At 73.8% G+C, this 15,319-nt stretch carries 13 protein-coding genes; 5 read left to right on the top strand and 8 right to left on the bottom strand.

Going from position 1 to position 15,319, the window contains the following annotated elements; genetic code table 11:
• Positions 1–885, top strand: an 885-nt coding sequence (locus ACW0Q9_RS03205) for an LCP family protein (protein ID WP_456178339.1), incomplete at its 5' end; no start/stop codon positions are given.
• 1 nt (position 886) lies between these two features.
• Here the strand turns inward: ACW0Q9_RS03205 and ACW0Q9_RS03200 are convergent.
• From ACW0Q9_RS03200 to guaB, 4 genes are all read right to left on the bottom strand, one after another.
• The gene (locus ACW0Q9_RS03200; RefSeq protein WP_456178338.1) at positions 887–2,344 is read right to left on the bottom strand and encodes a M1 family metallopeptidase; all 1,458 of its coding nucleotides are present in this window, start codon (positions 2,342–2,344) and stop codon (positions 887–889) included.
• 90 nt (positions 2,345–2,434) lie between these two features.
• Entirely contained in the window at positions 2,435–3,829 is a 1,395-nt protein-coding gene (locus tag ACW0Q9_RS03195) for a M1 family metallopeptidase (RefSeq protein ID WP_456178337.1), read from the bottom strand.
• 73 nt (positions 3,830–3,902) lie between these two features.
• Positions 3,903–5,021, bottom strand: a complete 1,119-nt coding sequence (locus ACW0Q9_RS03190) for a GuaB3 family IMP dehydrogenase-related protein (protein WP_456178336.1) — start codon at positions 5,019–5,021, stop codon at positions 3,903–3,905.
• Positions 5,022–5,052: 31 nt separating this feature from the next.
• Positions 5,053–6,615: an IMP dehydrogenase gene (guaB, locus tag ACW0Q9_RS03185; RefSeq protein ID WP_456178335.1), complete on the bottom strand. Its 1,563-nt coding sequence runs from the start codon at positions 6,613–6,615 to the stop codon at positions 5,053–5,055.
• A gap of 197 nt (positions 6,616–6,812) precedes the next feature.
• On the opposite strand from guaB, the gene ACW0Q9_RS03180 reads away from it, so the two are divergent.
• On the top strand, positions 6,813–7,217 hold the full coding sequence (locus ACW0Q9_RS03180; protein ID WP_456178334.1) for a DUF5319 domain-containing protein: 405 nt from the start codon (positions 6,813–6,815) through the stop codon (positions 7,215–7,217).
• A gap of 9 nt (positions 7,218–7,226) precedes the next feature.
• On the opposite strand, the gene ACW0Q9_RS03175 is transcribed toward ACW0Q9_RS03180, so the two are convergent.
• Complete coding sequence (locus ACW0Q9_RS03175) at positions 7,227–8,042, bottom strand: response regulator transcription factor (protein WP_456178333.1); 816 nt, start codon at positions 8,040–8,042, stop codon at positions 7,227–7,229.
• Between the two features lie 255 nt (positions 8,043–8,297).
• Between ACW0Q9_RS03175 and ACW0Q9_RS03170 the strand changes: the two genes are divergently transcribed.
• The 3 genes from ACW0Q9_RS03170 to ACW0Q9_RS03160 all read left to right on the top strand — a co-directional run bounded on the left by ACW0Q9_RS03170 (position 8,298) and on the right by ACW0Q9_RS03160 (position 10,569).
• Entirely contained in the window at positions 8,298–8,681 is a 384-nt protein-coding gene (locus tag ACW0Q9_RS03170; protein WP_091290851.1) for a WhiB family transcriptional regulator, read from the top strand.
• A 106-nt stretch (positions 8,682–8,787) separates the two neighbouring features.
• Positions 8,788–9,687: a LysR family transcriptional regulator gene (locus ACW0Q9_RS03165; protein WP_456178332.1), complete on the top strand. Its 900-nt coding sequence runs from the start codon at positions 8,788–8,790 to the stop codon at positions 9,685–9,687.
• 135 nt (positions 9,688–9,822) lie between these two features.
• A complete protein-coding gene (locus tag ACW0Q9_RS03160) occupies positions 9,823–10,569 on the top strand; it encodes an SDR family NAD(P)-dependent oxidoreductase (protein ID WP_456178331.1) in 747 nt (248 codons plus the stop codon).
• Positions 10,570–10,640: 71 nt separating this feature from the next.
• On the opposite strand, the gene ACW0Q9_RS03155 is transcribed toward ACW0Q9_RS03160, so the two are convergent.
• The 3 genes from ACW0Q9_RS03155 to groL form a co-directional block, all read right to left on the bottom strand.
• A complete protein-coding gene (locus ACW0Q9_RS03155; protein ID WP_456178330.1) occupies positions 10,641–11,810 on the bottom strand; it encodes a low temperature requirement protein A in 1,170 nt (389 codons plus the stop codon).
• 60 nt (positions 11,811–11,870) lie between these two features.
• Entirely contained in the window at positions 11,871–13,538 is a 1,668-nt protein-coding gene (locus tag ACW0Q9_RS03150) for a molybdopterin-dependent oxidoreductase (protein WP_456178329.1), read from the bottom strand.
• A gap of 124 nt (positions 13,539–13,662) precedes the next feature.
• Positions 13,663–15,306: a chaperonin GroEL gene (gene groL, locus ACW0Q9_RS03145; protein ID WP_456178328.1), complete on the bottom strand. Its 1,644-nt coding sequence runs from the start codon at positions 15,304–15,306 to the stop codon at positions 13,663–13,665.
• Positions 15,307–15,319: the final 13 nt, after the last annotated feature.

The raw sequence follows: 15,319 nt of genomic DNA, 5'->3' as shown, positions 1-15,319 counted from the left end.
CTGGTCGGGGTGGACACCCGGGTCACCGTGCCGGGCTGGGAGCCGCACGCCGACGCGGTCCTCGTCCTGCACGTGCCGGCCGGGCTGGACCGGGCGTACCTCTTCTCCCTCCCCCGCGACCTGGTCGTCGACATTCCGGCCTTCCCGAAGTCCGGCTACCCGGGCGGCCGGACCAAGCTCACCCACGCCATGAGCTACGGCAGCCGGGTCCCCGGCGACAAGATGCACCCCAGCACCGCCCAGGGGTACGAGCTGCTGCGCACCACGGTCAGCCGGTACACCGGGCTGCGCATCGACGCCGGCGCGGTGCTCACCTTCTTCGGCTTCGACCGGCTGGTCGACGCGCTCGGTGGGGTGGACCTCTACATCGACCAGCGGGTCGCCTCGATCCACCGGCGCCCGGACGGGCAGTACCGGCCGCACACGGCCAGCGGGTACGTCGGGCCGCAGATGGTCTACGAGAAGGGCACCCGCCACCTCAACGGCTGGCAGGCGCGGGACTACGCGCGGCAGCGCTACATCGCGGGCGGCGACTACGCCCGGCAGCGCCACCAGCAGCAGCTGATCCGTGCCCTGGTCCTCAAGATCCTGAGCGACGGGCTGGCCCGGGACCCGGACCGGGTCGAGCAGGTGGTCCGCACCCTCGGCAAGACCATGCTGTACGTCGGCGGCGGCCGGCGGCTGGTCGACTTCGCGTACGCCCTCGGCGGGATGCCCGCCGACGGAATGGTCCTGGTCGGCCTTCCCGGGGCCGCGGTCGGCAAGGGCGGCTCGTACCGCGGCGAGCAGCTCCGCCCGATCGGGCGGCAGTTCCTCGCCGAGCTCCGGGCCGGCCGGGCCGACGCGTTCCTCGCGGCGCACCCGACGCTGCGGGTGAAGACCTGACTCAGAGCGGCTTCGGGGCCGCCGGGCGGTCGGTGCCGTAGAGCCAGGCGTCGAAGAGCTTGTCGAGCTTCTTGCCCGACACCCGCTCGGCGAGCGCCACGAACTCGTCGGTGGTCGCGTTGCCGTTCCTCTTCTCCGCCGCCCAGGTGCGCAGGATGGTGAAGAAGGCGCTGTCGCCGACCGCCACCCGCAGCGCGTGCACGGTCATCCCGCCCCGCTCGTAGACCGACCGGCCGAACAGGTTCTCGACCCCCGGCTTGCCCGGCGGGGTACGCCAGACCTGGCTCGACGTGGTCGCGTACCTCTGCTCGAAGGTCTGCTGGACGGTGGACTCGCCCTCGTGCTCGGCCCAGAGCCACTCGGCGTAGGTGGCCAGCCCCTCGTTGAGCCAGATGTCCTGCCAGCGCTGGACCGAGACGCTGTCGCCGTACCACTGGTGGGCCAGCTCGTGCGCGACCACGCCGGTGTTGTCGCCCTGCCGGAAGAACCCGGCCGAGTAGACCGGCCGGCTCTGCGTCTCCAGCGCGTACCGGATCCGGTCGTCGGCGACCACCACGCCGCCGTACGCGTCGAACGGGTAGGGCCCGAAGATGCTCTCCAGGTAGTCGGCCACCTCGGTGGTCCGCGCGATCGACCGGTCCGGCGCGCCCTCGGCCACCTGCGTGGTGACCGCGCTGTACACCGGCCGTCCCTTGTGCTCGCCGGTGGTGATCCGGAACTTCCCGATCGCCACCGTGGTCAGGTAGCTGGCCATCGGGGCGCCCTCGGACCAGAGCCAGGTGGTCCAGCCGCCCTTGGTGCTCCGTCCCTTCGGGACGCCGTTGCCGACCGCGGTGAGCCCCTTCGGCACGGTGAACTCGAAGTCGTAGGTGGCCTTGTCGGAGGGGTGGTCGTTGACCGGGTACCAGGTGCTGGCCGACTCCGGCTGGCCCAGCGCGATCGCCCCGTCGGCGGTGTGCAGCCAGCCGCCCTCGCCGAGCACGTCGTTGTCCAGCGCGGCCGGCCGGCCGTCGTAGCGGATCTCGGCGACGAAGCCGTTGCCGGAGGTGAGGCCGGTGGCCGGGGTGACCACCAGCTCGTGGTCGGTGCGGGCGTGGGCGGCCTTCGCCCCGTCCACCGTGACCGACCGGACCGTCAGCCCGGCCAGGTCGAGGTGGAACGCCGACAGGTTGGCGGTCGCCGTGGCCCGCAGCGTGGTGGTGCCGGTGAGCCGGTCGGTCGCCGGGTCGTAGCGCACCTTCACCGTGTAGTGGGCGACGTCGTAACCGCCGTTGCCGTAGCTCGGGAAGTAGGGGTCGCCGGCGCCGGCCGCGCCGGGCGCGAAGCTGCGCTCGGCCGTCGGGCTGGGCGCCGTGAACGCCGGCGTCGCCCGGTCCGGCTCGGTCGAGCCGCAGCCGGCGAGGAGCAATGCTCCGCAGGTCAGCAGCCCGAGCCGTCGTCGTCCGCCGCGCCGCGCCATCGCTTCGATCCCTCCCGGAGCAGAAACGTGGCGGCCCTGCCCGGGGCCGCTCCGCCCGCGGCAGCCTAACCGGCGACCATCACGTCCGCGTCACGGCAGGGCCGGTGCGCTGGCCCCGACCAGCCAGGCGTCGAAGAGCGGGCGCAGCGGCTTCCCGGCGGTCCGCTCGGCGTACCCGACGAAGTCGGCGGTGGTGGCCGTGCCGTCCCGCCGCTCGGCCAGCCAGCCGCGCAGGATGCGGAAGAAGGTCGCGTCGCCGACCGCCCGGCGCAGCGCGTGCACGGCGAGCGCGCCGCGCTGGTAGACCGCGTCACCGAACATCGCGGCACGGCCCGGGTCCACCGAGGGCCGGCTCCAGTCGGTGACCGCGTACCGGTCGGCGAAGGCCCGCTCGACGGTGCGCCCGCCGTCGTGCTCCGCCCAGAGCCATTCCGCGTACGTGGCGAAGCCCTCGTTGAGCCAGAGGTCGCTCCACCGGGCCACCGAGACGCTGTCGCCGAACCACTGGTGGGCCAGCTCGTGCGCGACCACCTCGGTGTTCGGCCGGTTGCCCCGGAAGAAGCCGGGCCCGTAGACCGGCCGGGACTGGGTCTCCAGCGCGTACCGGATTCTCTCGTCGGCCACCACGATGCCGCCGTACGCGCCGAACGGGTACGGCCCGAAGCGGCCGGCCAGGAAGTCGGCGATCTCGCCGGTGCGGGCCACCGAGGCGGCCGCCGGCCCGTCCGCGGGCAGTTTGGCGGCGACGGCGGTGACGATCGGTCTTCCGGCGTGGGTGCCGGTCCGGACCCGGTAGTCGCCGATCACCAGCGTGGACAGGTAGCTGGCCATCGGCGCGCCCTCGGACCAGCGCCAGGTGGTCCAGCCGCCCCGGCTCTCCGTCCCCTTCGGCACCCCGTTGCTCAGCGCGGCGAGCCCGTCCGGGACGGTCACCTCGATCTCGTAGGTGGCCTTGTCCGAGGGGTGGTCGTTGACCGGGTACCAGGTGCTCGCCGACTCCGGCTGGCCCAGCGCGATCGCGCCGTCCCCGGTGGCCTGGAAGCCGCCGTCACCAAGCTCCGTGCTGGGCAGCGGCTTCGGCACCCCGCCGTACGTCACGTCGACGCTGAACCGCTGCCCGGCCGGCAGGCCGCGCGCCGGGGTGACGACCAGCTCGGCGCCGTCGCGGCGGTGCTTCGCGGGGGCGCCGTCGACGTGCACCCGGTCGACGGTCAGGCCGGCCAGGTCGAGCTGGAACCGGGACAGCGCCTGGGTGGCGGTGGCGGTCAGGACGGCCTCGCCGGTGAGCCGGTCGTCGGCCGGGTCGTAGCGGACCTTCAGCGTGTAGTGCCCGACGTCGTAGCCGCCGTTGCCGGCCCCCGGCACGTACGGGTCTCCCGCGTCCGCGGCGCCCGGACGGAACCGCTCGTCGCCGTCCCCCGTGCAGCCGCCGGCCAGCAGCGCGGCGGCGAGCACCGCCACGCACCACCGCCGGCCGCGCGTCATCCGCCGAGCCTAGATGCGCGACGGCGCGGGTGGGACCGGAATCCGCACCCGCGCCGTCGCCCGGTCACCCGGGTCAGCGGTCGAGGACCAGGCCGACCTTCTGGAACTCCTTGAGGTCGCGGTAGCCGCACTTGGCCATCGCGCGGCGCAGCCCGCCGAAGAGGTTGAGCTGGCCGTCCGGCTCGTCGGCCGGGCCGAAGAGCAGCTTCTCCATCGAGCCGAGCGGCTCGCCGGCCACCTCGAACGCGCCGCGCGGCAGGGACGGGTGGCTGGCGGCCGAGTGCCACCAGGCGCCGCCGGCCGGTGCCTCCTCGCAGAGCGACAGCGGCTCGCCCAGCATCACGGCGTCCGCGCCGCAGCCCAGCGCCTTGGCGATGTCGCCGGAGGTCTGCATGTCGCCGTCGGCGATCAGGTGCACGTAGCGGCCACCGGTCTCGTCGAGGTAGTCGCGGCGGGCCGCGGCGGCGTCGGCGATGGCGGTGGCCATCGGCACCCGGATGCCGAGCACCGACTCGGTGGTGGACCAGTCGTCGCCACCGATGCCGACGATCACGCCGGCCGCGCCGGTGCGCATCAGGTGCAGCGCGGTCTTGTAGTCGGTGCAGCCGCCGACGATGACCGGCAGGTCGAGGTCGGCGATGAACTCCTTGAGGTTGAGCGGCTCGTCGGTGGTGGAGACGTGCTCGGCGGAGACGATGGTGCCCTGGATGACCAGGATGTCCACGCCGGCGTCGAGGATCACCGGGGCGAGCGCCAGGGTGTGCTGCGGGGAGACCCGGACGGCCACGGTGCCGCCGCCGGCCCGCAGCTCGCGGACCCGCTCGGCGATCAGGTCGGGCCGGATCGGCTCCGCGTAGACCTCCTGGAGCCGCTTGGTGGCCCGGGCGTCCTCGTCCAGGCCGCCCAGCTCCTCCAGCACCTTGGCCGGGTTCTCGTAGCGGGTCCAGAGGCCCTCGACGTTGAGCACGCCGAGGCCGCCGAGCTGGCCGAGCCGCACCGCCGAGGCCGGGCTCATGGTCGCGTCGGAGGGGTGGCCGACGCAGGGGATGCCGAACTGGTAGGCGTCGAGCTGCCACGCGGTGGAGACGTCGTCGACGTCCCGGGTGCGCCGGCTCGGCACGATGGCGATGTCGTCCAGGTGGTAGCCGCGCTGCGCGGTCTTGCCCAGCCCGATCTCGACCACGTCACGCATGGGGGACTCCAGGTTTTTTGGGGGTGGTGGGTCAGCGGGAGTGGTAGTTGGGCGCCTCGACGGTCATCTGGATGTCGTGCGGGTGGCTCTCCTTGAGGCCGGCCGCGGTGATCCGGATGAGCTGGCCGCGCCGGTGCAGCTCGGGGATGCTCTCGGCGCCGACGTACCCCATGGCGGCGCGGAGCCCGCCGATGAGCTGGTGGGCGACCTGGGCGAGCGGGCCCCGGTAGGGCACCTGGCCCTCGACGCCCTCCGGGACCAGCTTGTCCTCGGCGAGCACGTCCTGCTGGAAGTAGCGGTCCTTGGAGTAGGACTTGCCCTGGCCCCGCGACTGCATGGCGCCGAGCGAGCCCATCCCCCGGTAGGCCTTGTACTGCTTGCCGTTGATGAAGATCAGCTCGCCCGGGCTCTCCTCGCAGCCGGCCAGCAGGCTGCCGAGCATCACCGTGTCCGCGCCGGCCACCAGGGCCTTGGCGATGTCGCCGGAGTACTGGATGCCGCCGTCGCCGATCACCGGCACGCCGGCCGGGCGGGCCGCCCGGGACGCCTCCATGATCGCGGTGATCTGGGGTACGCCCACCCCGGCCACGATCCGGGTGGTGCAGATGGCACCCGGGCCGACGCCGACCTTGATGCCGTCGGCGCCCGCGTCGACAAGCGCCTTGGCGCCCGCGTAGGTGGCGATGTTGCCGCCGACGATGTCGATGGCCACGTCCTTCTTGAGCCGGGCGACCATCTCCAGCACGGCCCGCTGGTGGCCGTGGGCGGTGTCCACGATGAGCACGTCCACCCCGGCGTCGACCAGGGTGCGGGCCCGCTTGTAGGAGTCCTCGCCGACGCCCACCGCGGCGGCGACCCGGAGCCGGCCGGCCTCGTCCTTGGTGGCGTTCGGGTACTGCTCGCTCTTGGTGAAGTCCTTGACCGTGATCAGCCCGCGCAGCTTGCCGGCCTCGTCGACGATCGGCAGCTTCTCGACCTTGTGACGGCGCAGCAGGTCGAGGGCCTCGTCCTTGCTCACCCCGACCGGCGCGGTGATCAGCGGGGTCCGGGTCATGATGTCGCGGACCGGGGTGGCCGGGTCGGAGACGAAGCGCATGTCGCGGTTGGTCACGATGCCGACCAGCTCGCCCTGCCCGTCGACCACCGGCACGCCGGAGATGCGGTAGCGGCCGCAGAGCGCGTCGACCTCGCGGAGGGTGTCGTCCGGGCTGGCGGTCACCGGGTTGGTGATCATGCCGGACTCGGAGCGCTTGACCAGGTCGACCTGGAGCGCCTGGTCCTCCACGGAGAGGTTGCGGTGCAGCACGCCGATGCCGCCCTGGCGGGCCATGGCGATGGCCATCCGCGCCTCGGTGACGGTGTCCATCGCGCTGGACAGCAGCGGGACGGTCAGCTCGATGCGGCGGGTGAGGCGGGTGCGGGTGTTCACCCGGCTCGGCACCACGTCCGACTCGCCCGGCTGGAGGAGCACGTCGTCGAAGGTCAACCCGAGCGGGACCACCCGGGCCGAGCCGGCGGGCAGCTCGGGCAGGTGGCCGCCCAGCTCACCGCCGTCGCGGCCGGCCGGGATCTCGGTGCTGGGCGAATTCTCCACGATTGCTCCCCTGAGCTGGTCGGACGGGCTGCAGCGAGGCGGCGCGCGCGGGCACCGGCGCACGCCGGCGTGACGGCGCGTCGCTTCATCGTACCCATTGAGCTGCTCCGCCCCCGGCAGCGGCGGGCCCGGGGTAGGCGGCGCCACAGGAGTCCCGGGGGCGGACTTTCCGGCGGGTCGGGGTCTACGGTGAGGGGGTGCACGACGAGCCCATCGACCCGTTCAACGGCGACCCGGCCGATCCGGCTGCCGGCCTGCACGACCCGCGCGAGGCCGACCCGCTCGACCCGCTGACCGAGATCGAGCGGCAGGACGTCCTGGAGGATCTCGCCGACCTGGAGATCTACCAGGCCCTGCTCCAGCCGATCGGGGTCCGCGGGCTGGTCATCGAATGCGAGGACTGCCGCGAGCCGCACTACTTCGACTGGGACCTGCTGCGCGGCAACCTGCGGCACCTGCTCAGCTCGGGGCGGCCCCGGGTGCACGAGCCGGCCTACGACCCCGACCCGGACCACTACGTGAGCTGGGACTACGCCCGCGGCTACGCGGACGGCGTGCACGACACCCTCACCGAGGGCACCGACGACGCCGCGGAGGATTGACCGGCCGGTTCAGGCGACCAGGCCGGCGCGGAAGCCGGCGGCCACGGCGTGCGCCCGGTCGCGCGCGCCGAGCTTGCGGAACAGCCGGCGGGCGTGCGTCTTGACGGTGTCCTCCGAGACGAACAGCTCCCGCCCGATCTCCGCGTTGCTCTTCCCCTCGGCCATGCCGAGCAGCACCTGAAGCTCACGCTCCGTGAGGCCGATCGCGCTGCGCGGCGTGCGCGCCGGCCGCTGCGGACCGCCCGCCGGCGCCGGCTCCGCCTCGGCCGCCGCCGGGTCGGCGGCGTCCTCGACGCGCTGCACCGGCACGACCGTCGGCGCCCCGCCGGGACCCTCCGCCGGGCTCGTCGGCCACGGGGGCCCGGCCGGGGTACGCCCCGGCGCGGCCGACCGGGCCGGCCCACCGACCGCCGCGGCGTCCCGGGCCGGGTCGCTGACCCGGTGCCGGGAGGGCCGGCCGGGGGCGGAGAGCAGCAGCAGCGCCTTCGCGACCGCGCTGGTCAGGTCGTGGTCGGCGTTCTGGATCAGACCCCGCGCCCCGGCGCTGATGGTGGCCGCGGCCGCCTCCGACTCCTCGGCGCCGAGCAGCAGCACCGCGGCCTGCGGGGCGCGGGCGAGCACCCGGCGGACGAAGCCGGCGCTGTCCGGCCGGGTGAGGGCGGTGTCGGCGAGCACCACGTCGACCGGGCGCTCGGCGAGCCGGAGCATCACCTCGGGATCGGAGACGGCCGTCCGGAGCACGCCCGACAGCCCGAGCCGCGCCGCCGCGGAGGTCAGGTGCTGGGCCGCGAGTGGTGTCCGAACGCACACGAGAACGCTACGCACAGTGGTCTCCTCTCCGCCTCAGAGCAGACCACGACGGGCTGCGCTCGGGAGGAGGTTCCGGGCAATCATCCGAACTTTTCCGGCAGATGGGGCATATGCCGCCAACTGTCCGAGGTTTTCGATCACAGATGTGTGAGCGCGGGAAAGCCCGGGTACCGAGGGGTCACTCCGGAAACGGTGTCCCGCGCGGACCACCGCCCCGGTAGGAGCTGGCCACGAAGATTCTCGCGGTGCCGCGCGGGAGGAGGGGTGCTGATGTCGAACGTACGCAGACTGCCCGGACCCATTGTCGACCTCTGGGACTGGCAGCGGCTCGGTGCCTGCCGGGGACGGGACAGCGCGCAGTTCTTCCACCCCGACGGCGAGCGCGGCTCGTCGCGGCTGCGCCGCGAGTCCGGCGCCAAGGCCGTCTGCCGCGCCTGCCCGGTGCGCGCCGAGTGCGCCGCGCACGCCCTCTCGGTCCGCGAGCCCTACGGCGTGTGGGGCGGCTTCAGCGAGTCGGAGCGGCTGCGGCTGCTCGCTCTCGGCTGGGAGGACCTGGCCGACCGCCGGCAGACCCGGGTGGACATCGCCCGGCTGGAGGCCCGCCTCGGCCGGCCGCACAAGTCCGCCGTCCCGGACCAGCGCAAGATCGCCTGACCGCTCCCTACCGACCACCGCGACGCCGCGCTCCTCCTGGGCGCGGCGTCGCCGTGCGGTGGCTTTCCCGCCCGGCCGTCGCCGCCGGGCGTGATTCGATGGGCCGGTGGAGCTGCGGGAGATGCGGGCGTTCGTGGCGGTCGTCGAGGAGGGCAGCCTGTCCGCGGCCGCTCGTCGGCTGCACCTGAGCCAGCCGGCGCTGTCCCAGGCCATGAACGGCCTGGAGCGGCAGCTCGGGGTGCCGCTGCTGGTCCGCCGCAGCACCGGCGTACGGGCCACCGAGGCGGGCATGACGTTGCTGACCGAGGCGCGGGCGGTGCTGGCGCGGTACGACCAGGCGGTGGCCGCGGTCAACCGGCACGGCGCGACGGGTGGCGGCGTGCTCCGGCTCGGGATCCCGCTGGAGCTTCCCGCCGATCTGCTCACCCGGCCGCTCGCCGAGCTGGCCGTGGCGTGTCCGGACACCCGGGTCCAGGCCCGCCACCTGTCCACCGCCGCACAGTTCGCCGCGCTGCGCGCCGGTGAGCTCGACGTCGGGCTGGTGCGGGAGCACCCCGTCGGCGCCGACCTGGATGCCGTACCGGTCGTCGAGGAACGCCTGGGCGTGCTGCTGGCCACGGCACAGGCCGCCGCCCTCGCCGGGCCGGACGGGATCCGGTTGGACGCGCTCGCCGGGCTGGACTGGGTCGGCTTCCCCCGCTCCGGCAGCCCCGCCTGGTACGACGAGCTGACCGCGATCCTGCGCAGCCACGGGCTGGATCTCGGACCCGCCGCACCAGAGGGACAGGAGCTGATCGCCGAGGTCAAACTCGCCGCCGTGACCGCGGGCACGGCGTTCGCGCTGGCGCCGCCCCACTGGTCGCAGCCGCTCCCCGAGTCGGTCACCTGGTCCCCGCTGGTCGGGCATCCCCTGGTCCGGCGCACCTGGGCCGCCTGGCCGGCCAGCTCCCACCGGCGCGATCTCGGCCGGCTGATCGCCGCCCTGGAACTACGGGCGACGGAGTAGCCCGCGGGCCGCTTATGGCGGCCATAAGTTCCTCGATCAACCCGGCGGGAAAACCTCGGCCGCCCGCCGACTTGCACCCACTGGTCGGGACAGGCCCGACCGGAACCGCAGACGCGGAACAGAGGTGGGTGAAACATGAGCACGGAACTGCAGGGCAGGTCGGCGCTGGTGACCGGCGGCAACAGCGGCATCGGCCGGGCGGCCGCCCGGGCGCTGGCCGAACTCGGCGCACACGTGGTGATCTCCGGCCGGGACCCGGAGCGGGGCGACCAGGTGGTCCGGGACATCCGCGCGAGCGGCGGGCGGGCCGACTTCGTGGCGATCGAGCTGCGGGACGAGGCGTCGGCGCGGGAACTGGCCGCCCGGGCCCGGGATCTGGCCGGTCAGGTCGACATCGTGGTCAACAACGCGGGCATCTACCCGTTCGGCCCCACCGAGCAGACCAGCGAGCAGACCTTCGACTCGGTGTTCGCGTTGAACGTCAAGGTGCCGTACTTCCTGGTCGCCGAGCTGGCGCCCGAGATGGCGAAGCGCGGCCACGGGGCGATCATCAACCTGAGCACCATGGTCGCCGAGTTCGGCATGGCGGGGATGAGCCTGTACGGGGCGAGCAAGGCCGCGCTGGTGCTGCTCACCAAGTCCTGGGCGGCCGAGTACGGGCCGCACGGGGTGCGCGTCAACGCCGTGAGCCCCGGCCCCACCCGGACGGAGGGCACCGCCGGTATGGGCGAGGACCTCGACCAGTTGGCGAGCATGTCCCCCGCCGGGCGTCCCGGCTCAGCCGAGGAGATCGCCGAGGCGGTCGCCTTCCTGGCCACCGACCGGGCGAGCTTCGTGCACGGCGCGGTCCTGCCGGTCGACGGCGGGCGCGTCGCGGTCTGAGGCGCCGGCACCACCGCCGCGGCCCGCTCCCCCGTGGAGCGGGCCGCGGCGCCTGCCGCGCCGTCCCGGGCTCACTCCCGCATGTCCGGCGCGGACCACTGCTCCACGACCGTCAGCGCCACCCAGGACGCCGCGGCGAGCGAGACAGCCACCAGCGGCGGCAGCCCCGCCAGCCCGATCACCAGCGCCACGAGCGCCAACCCCGCCTGCGCCAGCGCGACCGGGCGGCCGACCGACAGGCTGATGCCGCGGTAGATGACGACGCAGCCCGCCATCATGGCCACCTGGCTGCCGCCCAGCAGCCGACCGGCCACGGTGGCGCCGGGGCCGTGACCGGCCGCCGCCTCCGCCGCAAGTTCGACGGCGACCCCCGCCACCACGATCGCCGCGTAGACCACCAGGTGCCCGTAGGCGTAAAGGTAGCTGCGCAGGATCGCCTGCCGCCCGGCCCGCAGCACCCGGTTGCCCGCCTCGCGGTCGTACGTGGCGAGGAAGTACACCCACCAGATCCCGCACGCGATGACGAACCCGGCGATCCCGATCGCCACCGAGGCCGGTCGCCAGCCGCCGGCGTCGATGCCGTTCGCCACCGCCAGCACCGCCTCGCCCAGCACGACGATGGTGAACAGGCCGAAGCGTTCCGGCATGTGCGACTTCTGGGTGGGTGCGCGGCGCGACAGGGCGTACGCCAACGGTCCGGCGACCGCCGCGTTGAGCGCCAGCGCGGCTCCCCAGACCCCGTACCGGGCGGGTGCGGCCACCAGCAGCGAGCCGAACCAGAGCACGGCCGCCACCAGGAACCCCCCGGCGTTCCACCGGCAGAAGTCCCTGGCCTCCAGGTCGATCCACCCCACGACGCCGTACGACCCGGCGAGCAGCACCAGCAGGAGCCCGTAGGTCACCGCGAAGCGGTCCGCGTCGGCGGCGCTCGCGCCGGGGAGGGACGCGGACAGCGCCAGCACCCCGAGCATCGCGGTGAGCTGCACCAGCCGGCTCGGCGGGCGGTCGTCGTCGAAGAGGTCGGCGAAGTAGGAGAAGCTGAACCACAGCCACCAGATCGTGCTGATGAGACCGGCGAAGACCAGCACTCCGCGCGCCGACGGATCGGCCACCAGGAGCTGCCCGAGCCGGAACACCGCGACCACGAAGACCAGGTCGAAGAAGAGTTCCAGCCAGCTGGCCCGCCGGGCCGTGCCGTAGCCGTGGATCAGTGAGCGCCTGCGCCCCGATCCGCCCTCCACCGGACGAGATTAACGGGGATCGGAGCGGTATGTCCGGATCCGCCGGACGAAGGACCCGCGTCAGCCCACCGTCACCGTGACGGTGTGCCAGCCGGTGGCGCCGTCCGGGGCGACCGGGCGCCGCTGCTCCGGCTGGACCTCCCCCGCGGCGTCGGTGGCCCGGACCTGGAGGGTGTGCTCGCCCGGCGTGGCGGCCCAGCGCCACGACCACTGCACCCAGGTGTCCACCGAGACCGTCGGGGCCAGCGGCGCCTCCTGCCAGGGGCCGCCGTCGACGCGTACCTCGACCCGGCGGATGCCCCGGTGCTGGGCCCAGGCCACCCCGGCCACCGTGACGGGGCCGGCGGTGAGCCGGTTGCGCGGGCGCGGCGCGTCGATCCGGGACTGCGTCCTGATCGGTCCCTGTGCCGACCACCCGCGCGGCACCCAGTACGCGTCGAAGTCCGCGAAGCTGGTCAGCTCCAGCTCGGTCACCCACTTGCACGCCGAGACGTACCCGTAGAGGCCGGGCACCACCATCCGCACCGGGAAGCCGTGCTCGACCGGCAGCGGTTCGCCGTTCATCCCGATTGCGAGCAGCGCGTCGCGCCCGTCCCGCAGCACCGCCGTGGGGGTGCCGCAGGTCCAGCCGTCGACCGAGCGGCCGACCACCTGGTCCGCCCCCTCCTCCGGCTGCGCCTCGTCCAGCAACTCCTTGATCGGCACGCCCAGCCAGCGGGCGTTGCCGATCAGGTCCCCGCCCACCTCGTTGGAGACGCAGGCCAGGGTCACGTACCGCTCGACCATCGGCCGGGCGAGCAGGTCGTCGAAGCTCAGCTCGATCGGGTTGCGGACCCGGCCGTGGATGCGCAGCCGCCAGGTCGCCGGGTCCACCTGCGGCACCACCAGGGCGGTGTCGATCCGGTAGAACTCCCGGTTCGGGGTGACGAAGGGGGCGAGCCGGCTCACCGACAGGTCCGCGCCGGCCGGCACCGGCGGGGCGGGTGCCGCCGGGGCCGGCAGCTTCACCGCCTCGCGGGCCGCCGCGACGCCCCGCCGCCCGGCCAGCCAGTGCCCACCCAGGCCGGCCACCGCCGCCGTGCCGGCCAGCAGGCCGACGCCGCGCAGGAACCGCCGCCGCGACTCGTGGTCGCCGGGCTCCAGCGGCTCCCACCCGGCCGGAGGCTCCTCGGGTGCGAGCGCCGCGACGACCGGGGGCGGCGTGGGCGCGGACAGCGAAGGCTCGGGCGTCGGCGTCGGCGTCGGCGTCGGCCGGGTGGGCGACGGCCGGGACGAGGCCGGCGGCCCGGCGTCCTCCCGCAGCGGGCCGGCCATGAAGGCCCAGAGCGTGAGCGCCCCCAGCCCGCCGCCGACCAGGGCGGGCAGCGCGTCGAAGGCGTCCGCGCCGGCCCGGGTCAGCGCGGCGGCCACCCCGAGGGCGGCGAACGCCGCGATGCCGGCCAGGCCGATCCGGAGCCGCCGGGCCGCCAGCACGCCGAGCAGCGCGGCGATCGCGGCCAGCAGCAGCGCCGTGCCCACCAGCAGGGCGATCTTGTCGTACGTGCCGAACACCGCGATGGCGAACTGCTTGAGCGGCTCGGGCACCACGTCGACCACCAGCCCGCCGACCGCGATCAGCGGCGCGGACCGCGGGCCGGTGAGAACGGCCACCGGCTCGGCAACGCCGATCGCGACGGCGGCGGCGGTGACCCCGGCCAGCGCGGCCCGACCGCGCGACATGCTGCTCACGGCGACCAGTGTCGTCGGTCCGGGCGGGCTACCGCCAACCTCGTCAGCGTTCCGTAAGCAGATACGGATCAGGGCACACCGCCGGGTGGCGGTGTGCCCTGACGTCAGGCCGTACGGCGCGGGATCAGAAGCCCGGGCCGTGCTGGTGGCCGTGCCCGTGGCCGTGGCCGTGACCGGCGGCGGCCGGCTCGGCCTTCTCCGGCTTCTCCACCACGAGGCTCTCGGTGGTGAGCAGCAGGCCGGCGATCGACGCGGCGTTGCTGACCGCGTTGCGGGTCACCTTCACCGGGTCGAGGATGCCGGACTTGACCAGGTCGACGTACTCGCCGGTGGCGGCGTTGAGGCCGTTGCCCCACTCCTGGCCCGCGACCTTCTGCACCACCACGTAGCCGTCGTGGCCGGCGTTCTGGGCGATCCAGCGCAGCGGCTCGACCAGCGCCTTGCGCACGATCGAGACCCCGACCTTCTCGTCACCGGTGAAGCCCAGGTCGTCGTCGAGCACCGGCAGGATCTGGGCCAGGGCGGCGCCGCCACCCGGGACCGTACCCTCCTCGACCGCGGCCTTGGTCGCGGCGATGGCGTCCTCGATGCGGTGCTTGCGCTCCTTCATCTCGACCTCGGTGGCCGCGCCGACCTTGATCACCGCGATGCCGCCGGATAGCTTCGCCAGCCGCTCGGCCAGCTTCTCCCGGTCCCACTCGGAGTCCGAGGCCTCGATCTCCTTGCGGATCTGGGCGACCCGGTCGGCGACCTCGGCGGACTGGCCGCCACCGTCGACGACCGTGGTGTTCTCCTTGTCGACCACGACGCGGCGGGCGGTGCCCAGCACCTCCAGGCCGACCTGGTCGAGCTTGTAGCCCAGCTCCGGGGCGACCAGCTCGGCGCCGGTCAGGATCGCCATGTCCTGCAGCATCGCCTTGCGGCGGTCGCCGAAGCCGGGGGCCTTCACGGCGCAGACCTTGATGGTCTTGCGGATCGCGTTGACCACCAGCGTGGACAGGGCCTGGCCCTCGACGTCCTCGGCGATGATCAGCAGCGGCTTGTTGTTCTGGAGGACCTTCTCCAGCAGCGGCAGCAGCTCCTCGATCGCCGAGATCTTCTGCGTGGTGATCAGGATGTACGGGTCCTCCAGGACCGCCTCCTGCCCCTCCACGTCGGTGACGAAGTTCGGCGAGATGAAGCCCTTGTCGAACTGGAGACCCTCGGTCACGTCCAGCTCGGTGGTGAGGGCGGAGCCCTCCTCGACGGTGATGACACCGTCGCGGCCGACCCGCTCCATCGCCTCGGCGATCAGCTCGCCGATGGTGGCGTCCTGCGCGGAGATCGTCGCGACGTGCGCGATCGACTCCTTGTCGGCCACCTCGACGGCCCGGCCGAGCAGCGCCTCGGAGACCTTGGCGGCCGCCGCGTCGACGCCCCGCTTGAGGCCGGTCGGGTTGGCCCCGGCGGCCACGTTGCGCAGGCCCTCGCGGACCATGGCCTGGGCCAGCACGGTCGCGGTGGTGGTCCCGTCGCCGGCGACGTCGTTGGTCTTGGTCGCCACCTCCTTGACCAGCTGCGCGCCGAGGTTCTCGTAGGGGTTGGTGAGCTCGATCTCCTTGGCGATGGTCACGCCGTCGTTGGTGATCGTGGGCGCACCAAACTTCTTGTCCAGGACGACGTTGCGCCCGCGCGGGCCGAGAGTGACCTTGACCGCGTCCGCGAGGGCGTTGACACCGTGCTCCAGCAGGTGCCGGGCGTCGTCCGAGAAGCTCAGGATCTTCGCCATCTGTATCCCTTCC

This window comes from Micromonospora sp. I033 (assembly GCF_053890995.1).
Note: the sequence above shows the minus strand (reverse complement) of the source record. Positions and strands in the feature narration are given on the sequence as shown.

Coding starts and splice junctions, on each gene's coding strand:
- ACW0Q9_RS03200 (WP_456178338.1), bottom strand. CDS start 2,344: ATGGCGCGGCGCGGCGGACGACGACGGCTCGGGCTGCTGACCTGCGGA.
- ACW0Q9_RS03195 (WP_456178337.1), bottom strand. CDS start 3,829: ATGACGCGCGGCCGGCGGTGGTGCGTGGCGGTGCTCGCCGCCGCGCTG.
- ACW0Q9_RS03190 (WP_456178336.1), bottom strand. CDS start 5,021: ATGCGTGACGTGGTCGAGATCGGGCTGGGCAAGACCGCGCAGCGCGGC.
- ACW0Q9_RS03170 (WP_091290851.1), top strand. CDS start 8,298: ATGTCGAACGTACGCAGACTGCCCGGACCCATTGTCGACCTCTGGGAC.
- ACW0Q9_RS03160 (WP_456178331.1), top strand. CDS start 9,823: ATGAGCACGGAACTGCAGGGCAGGTCGGCGCTGGTGACCGGCGGCAAC.
- groL (WP_456178328.1), bottom strand. CDS start 15,306: ATGGCGAAGATCCTGAGCTTCTCGGACGACGCCCGGCACCTGCTGGAG.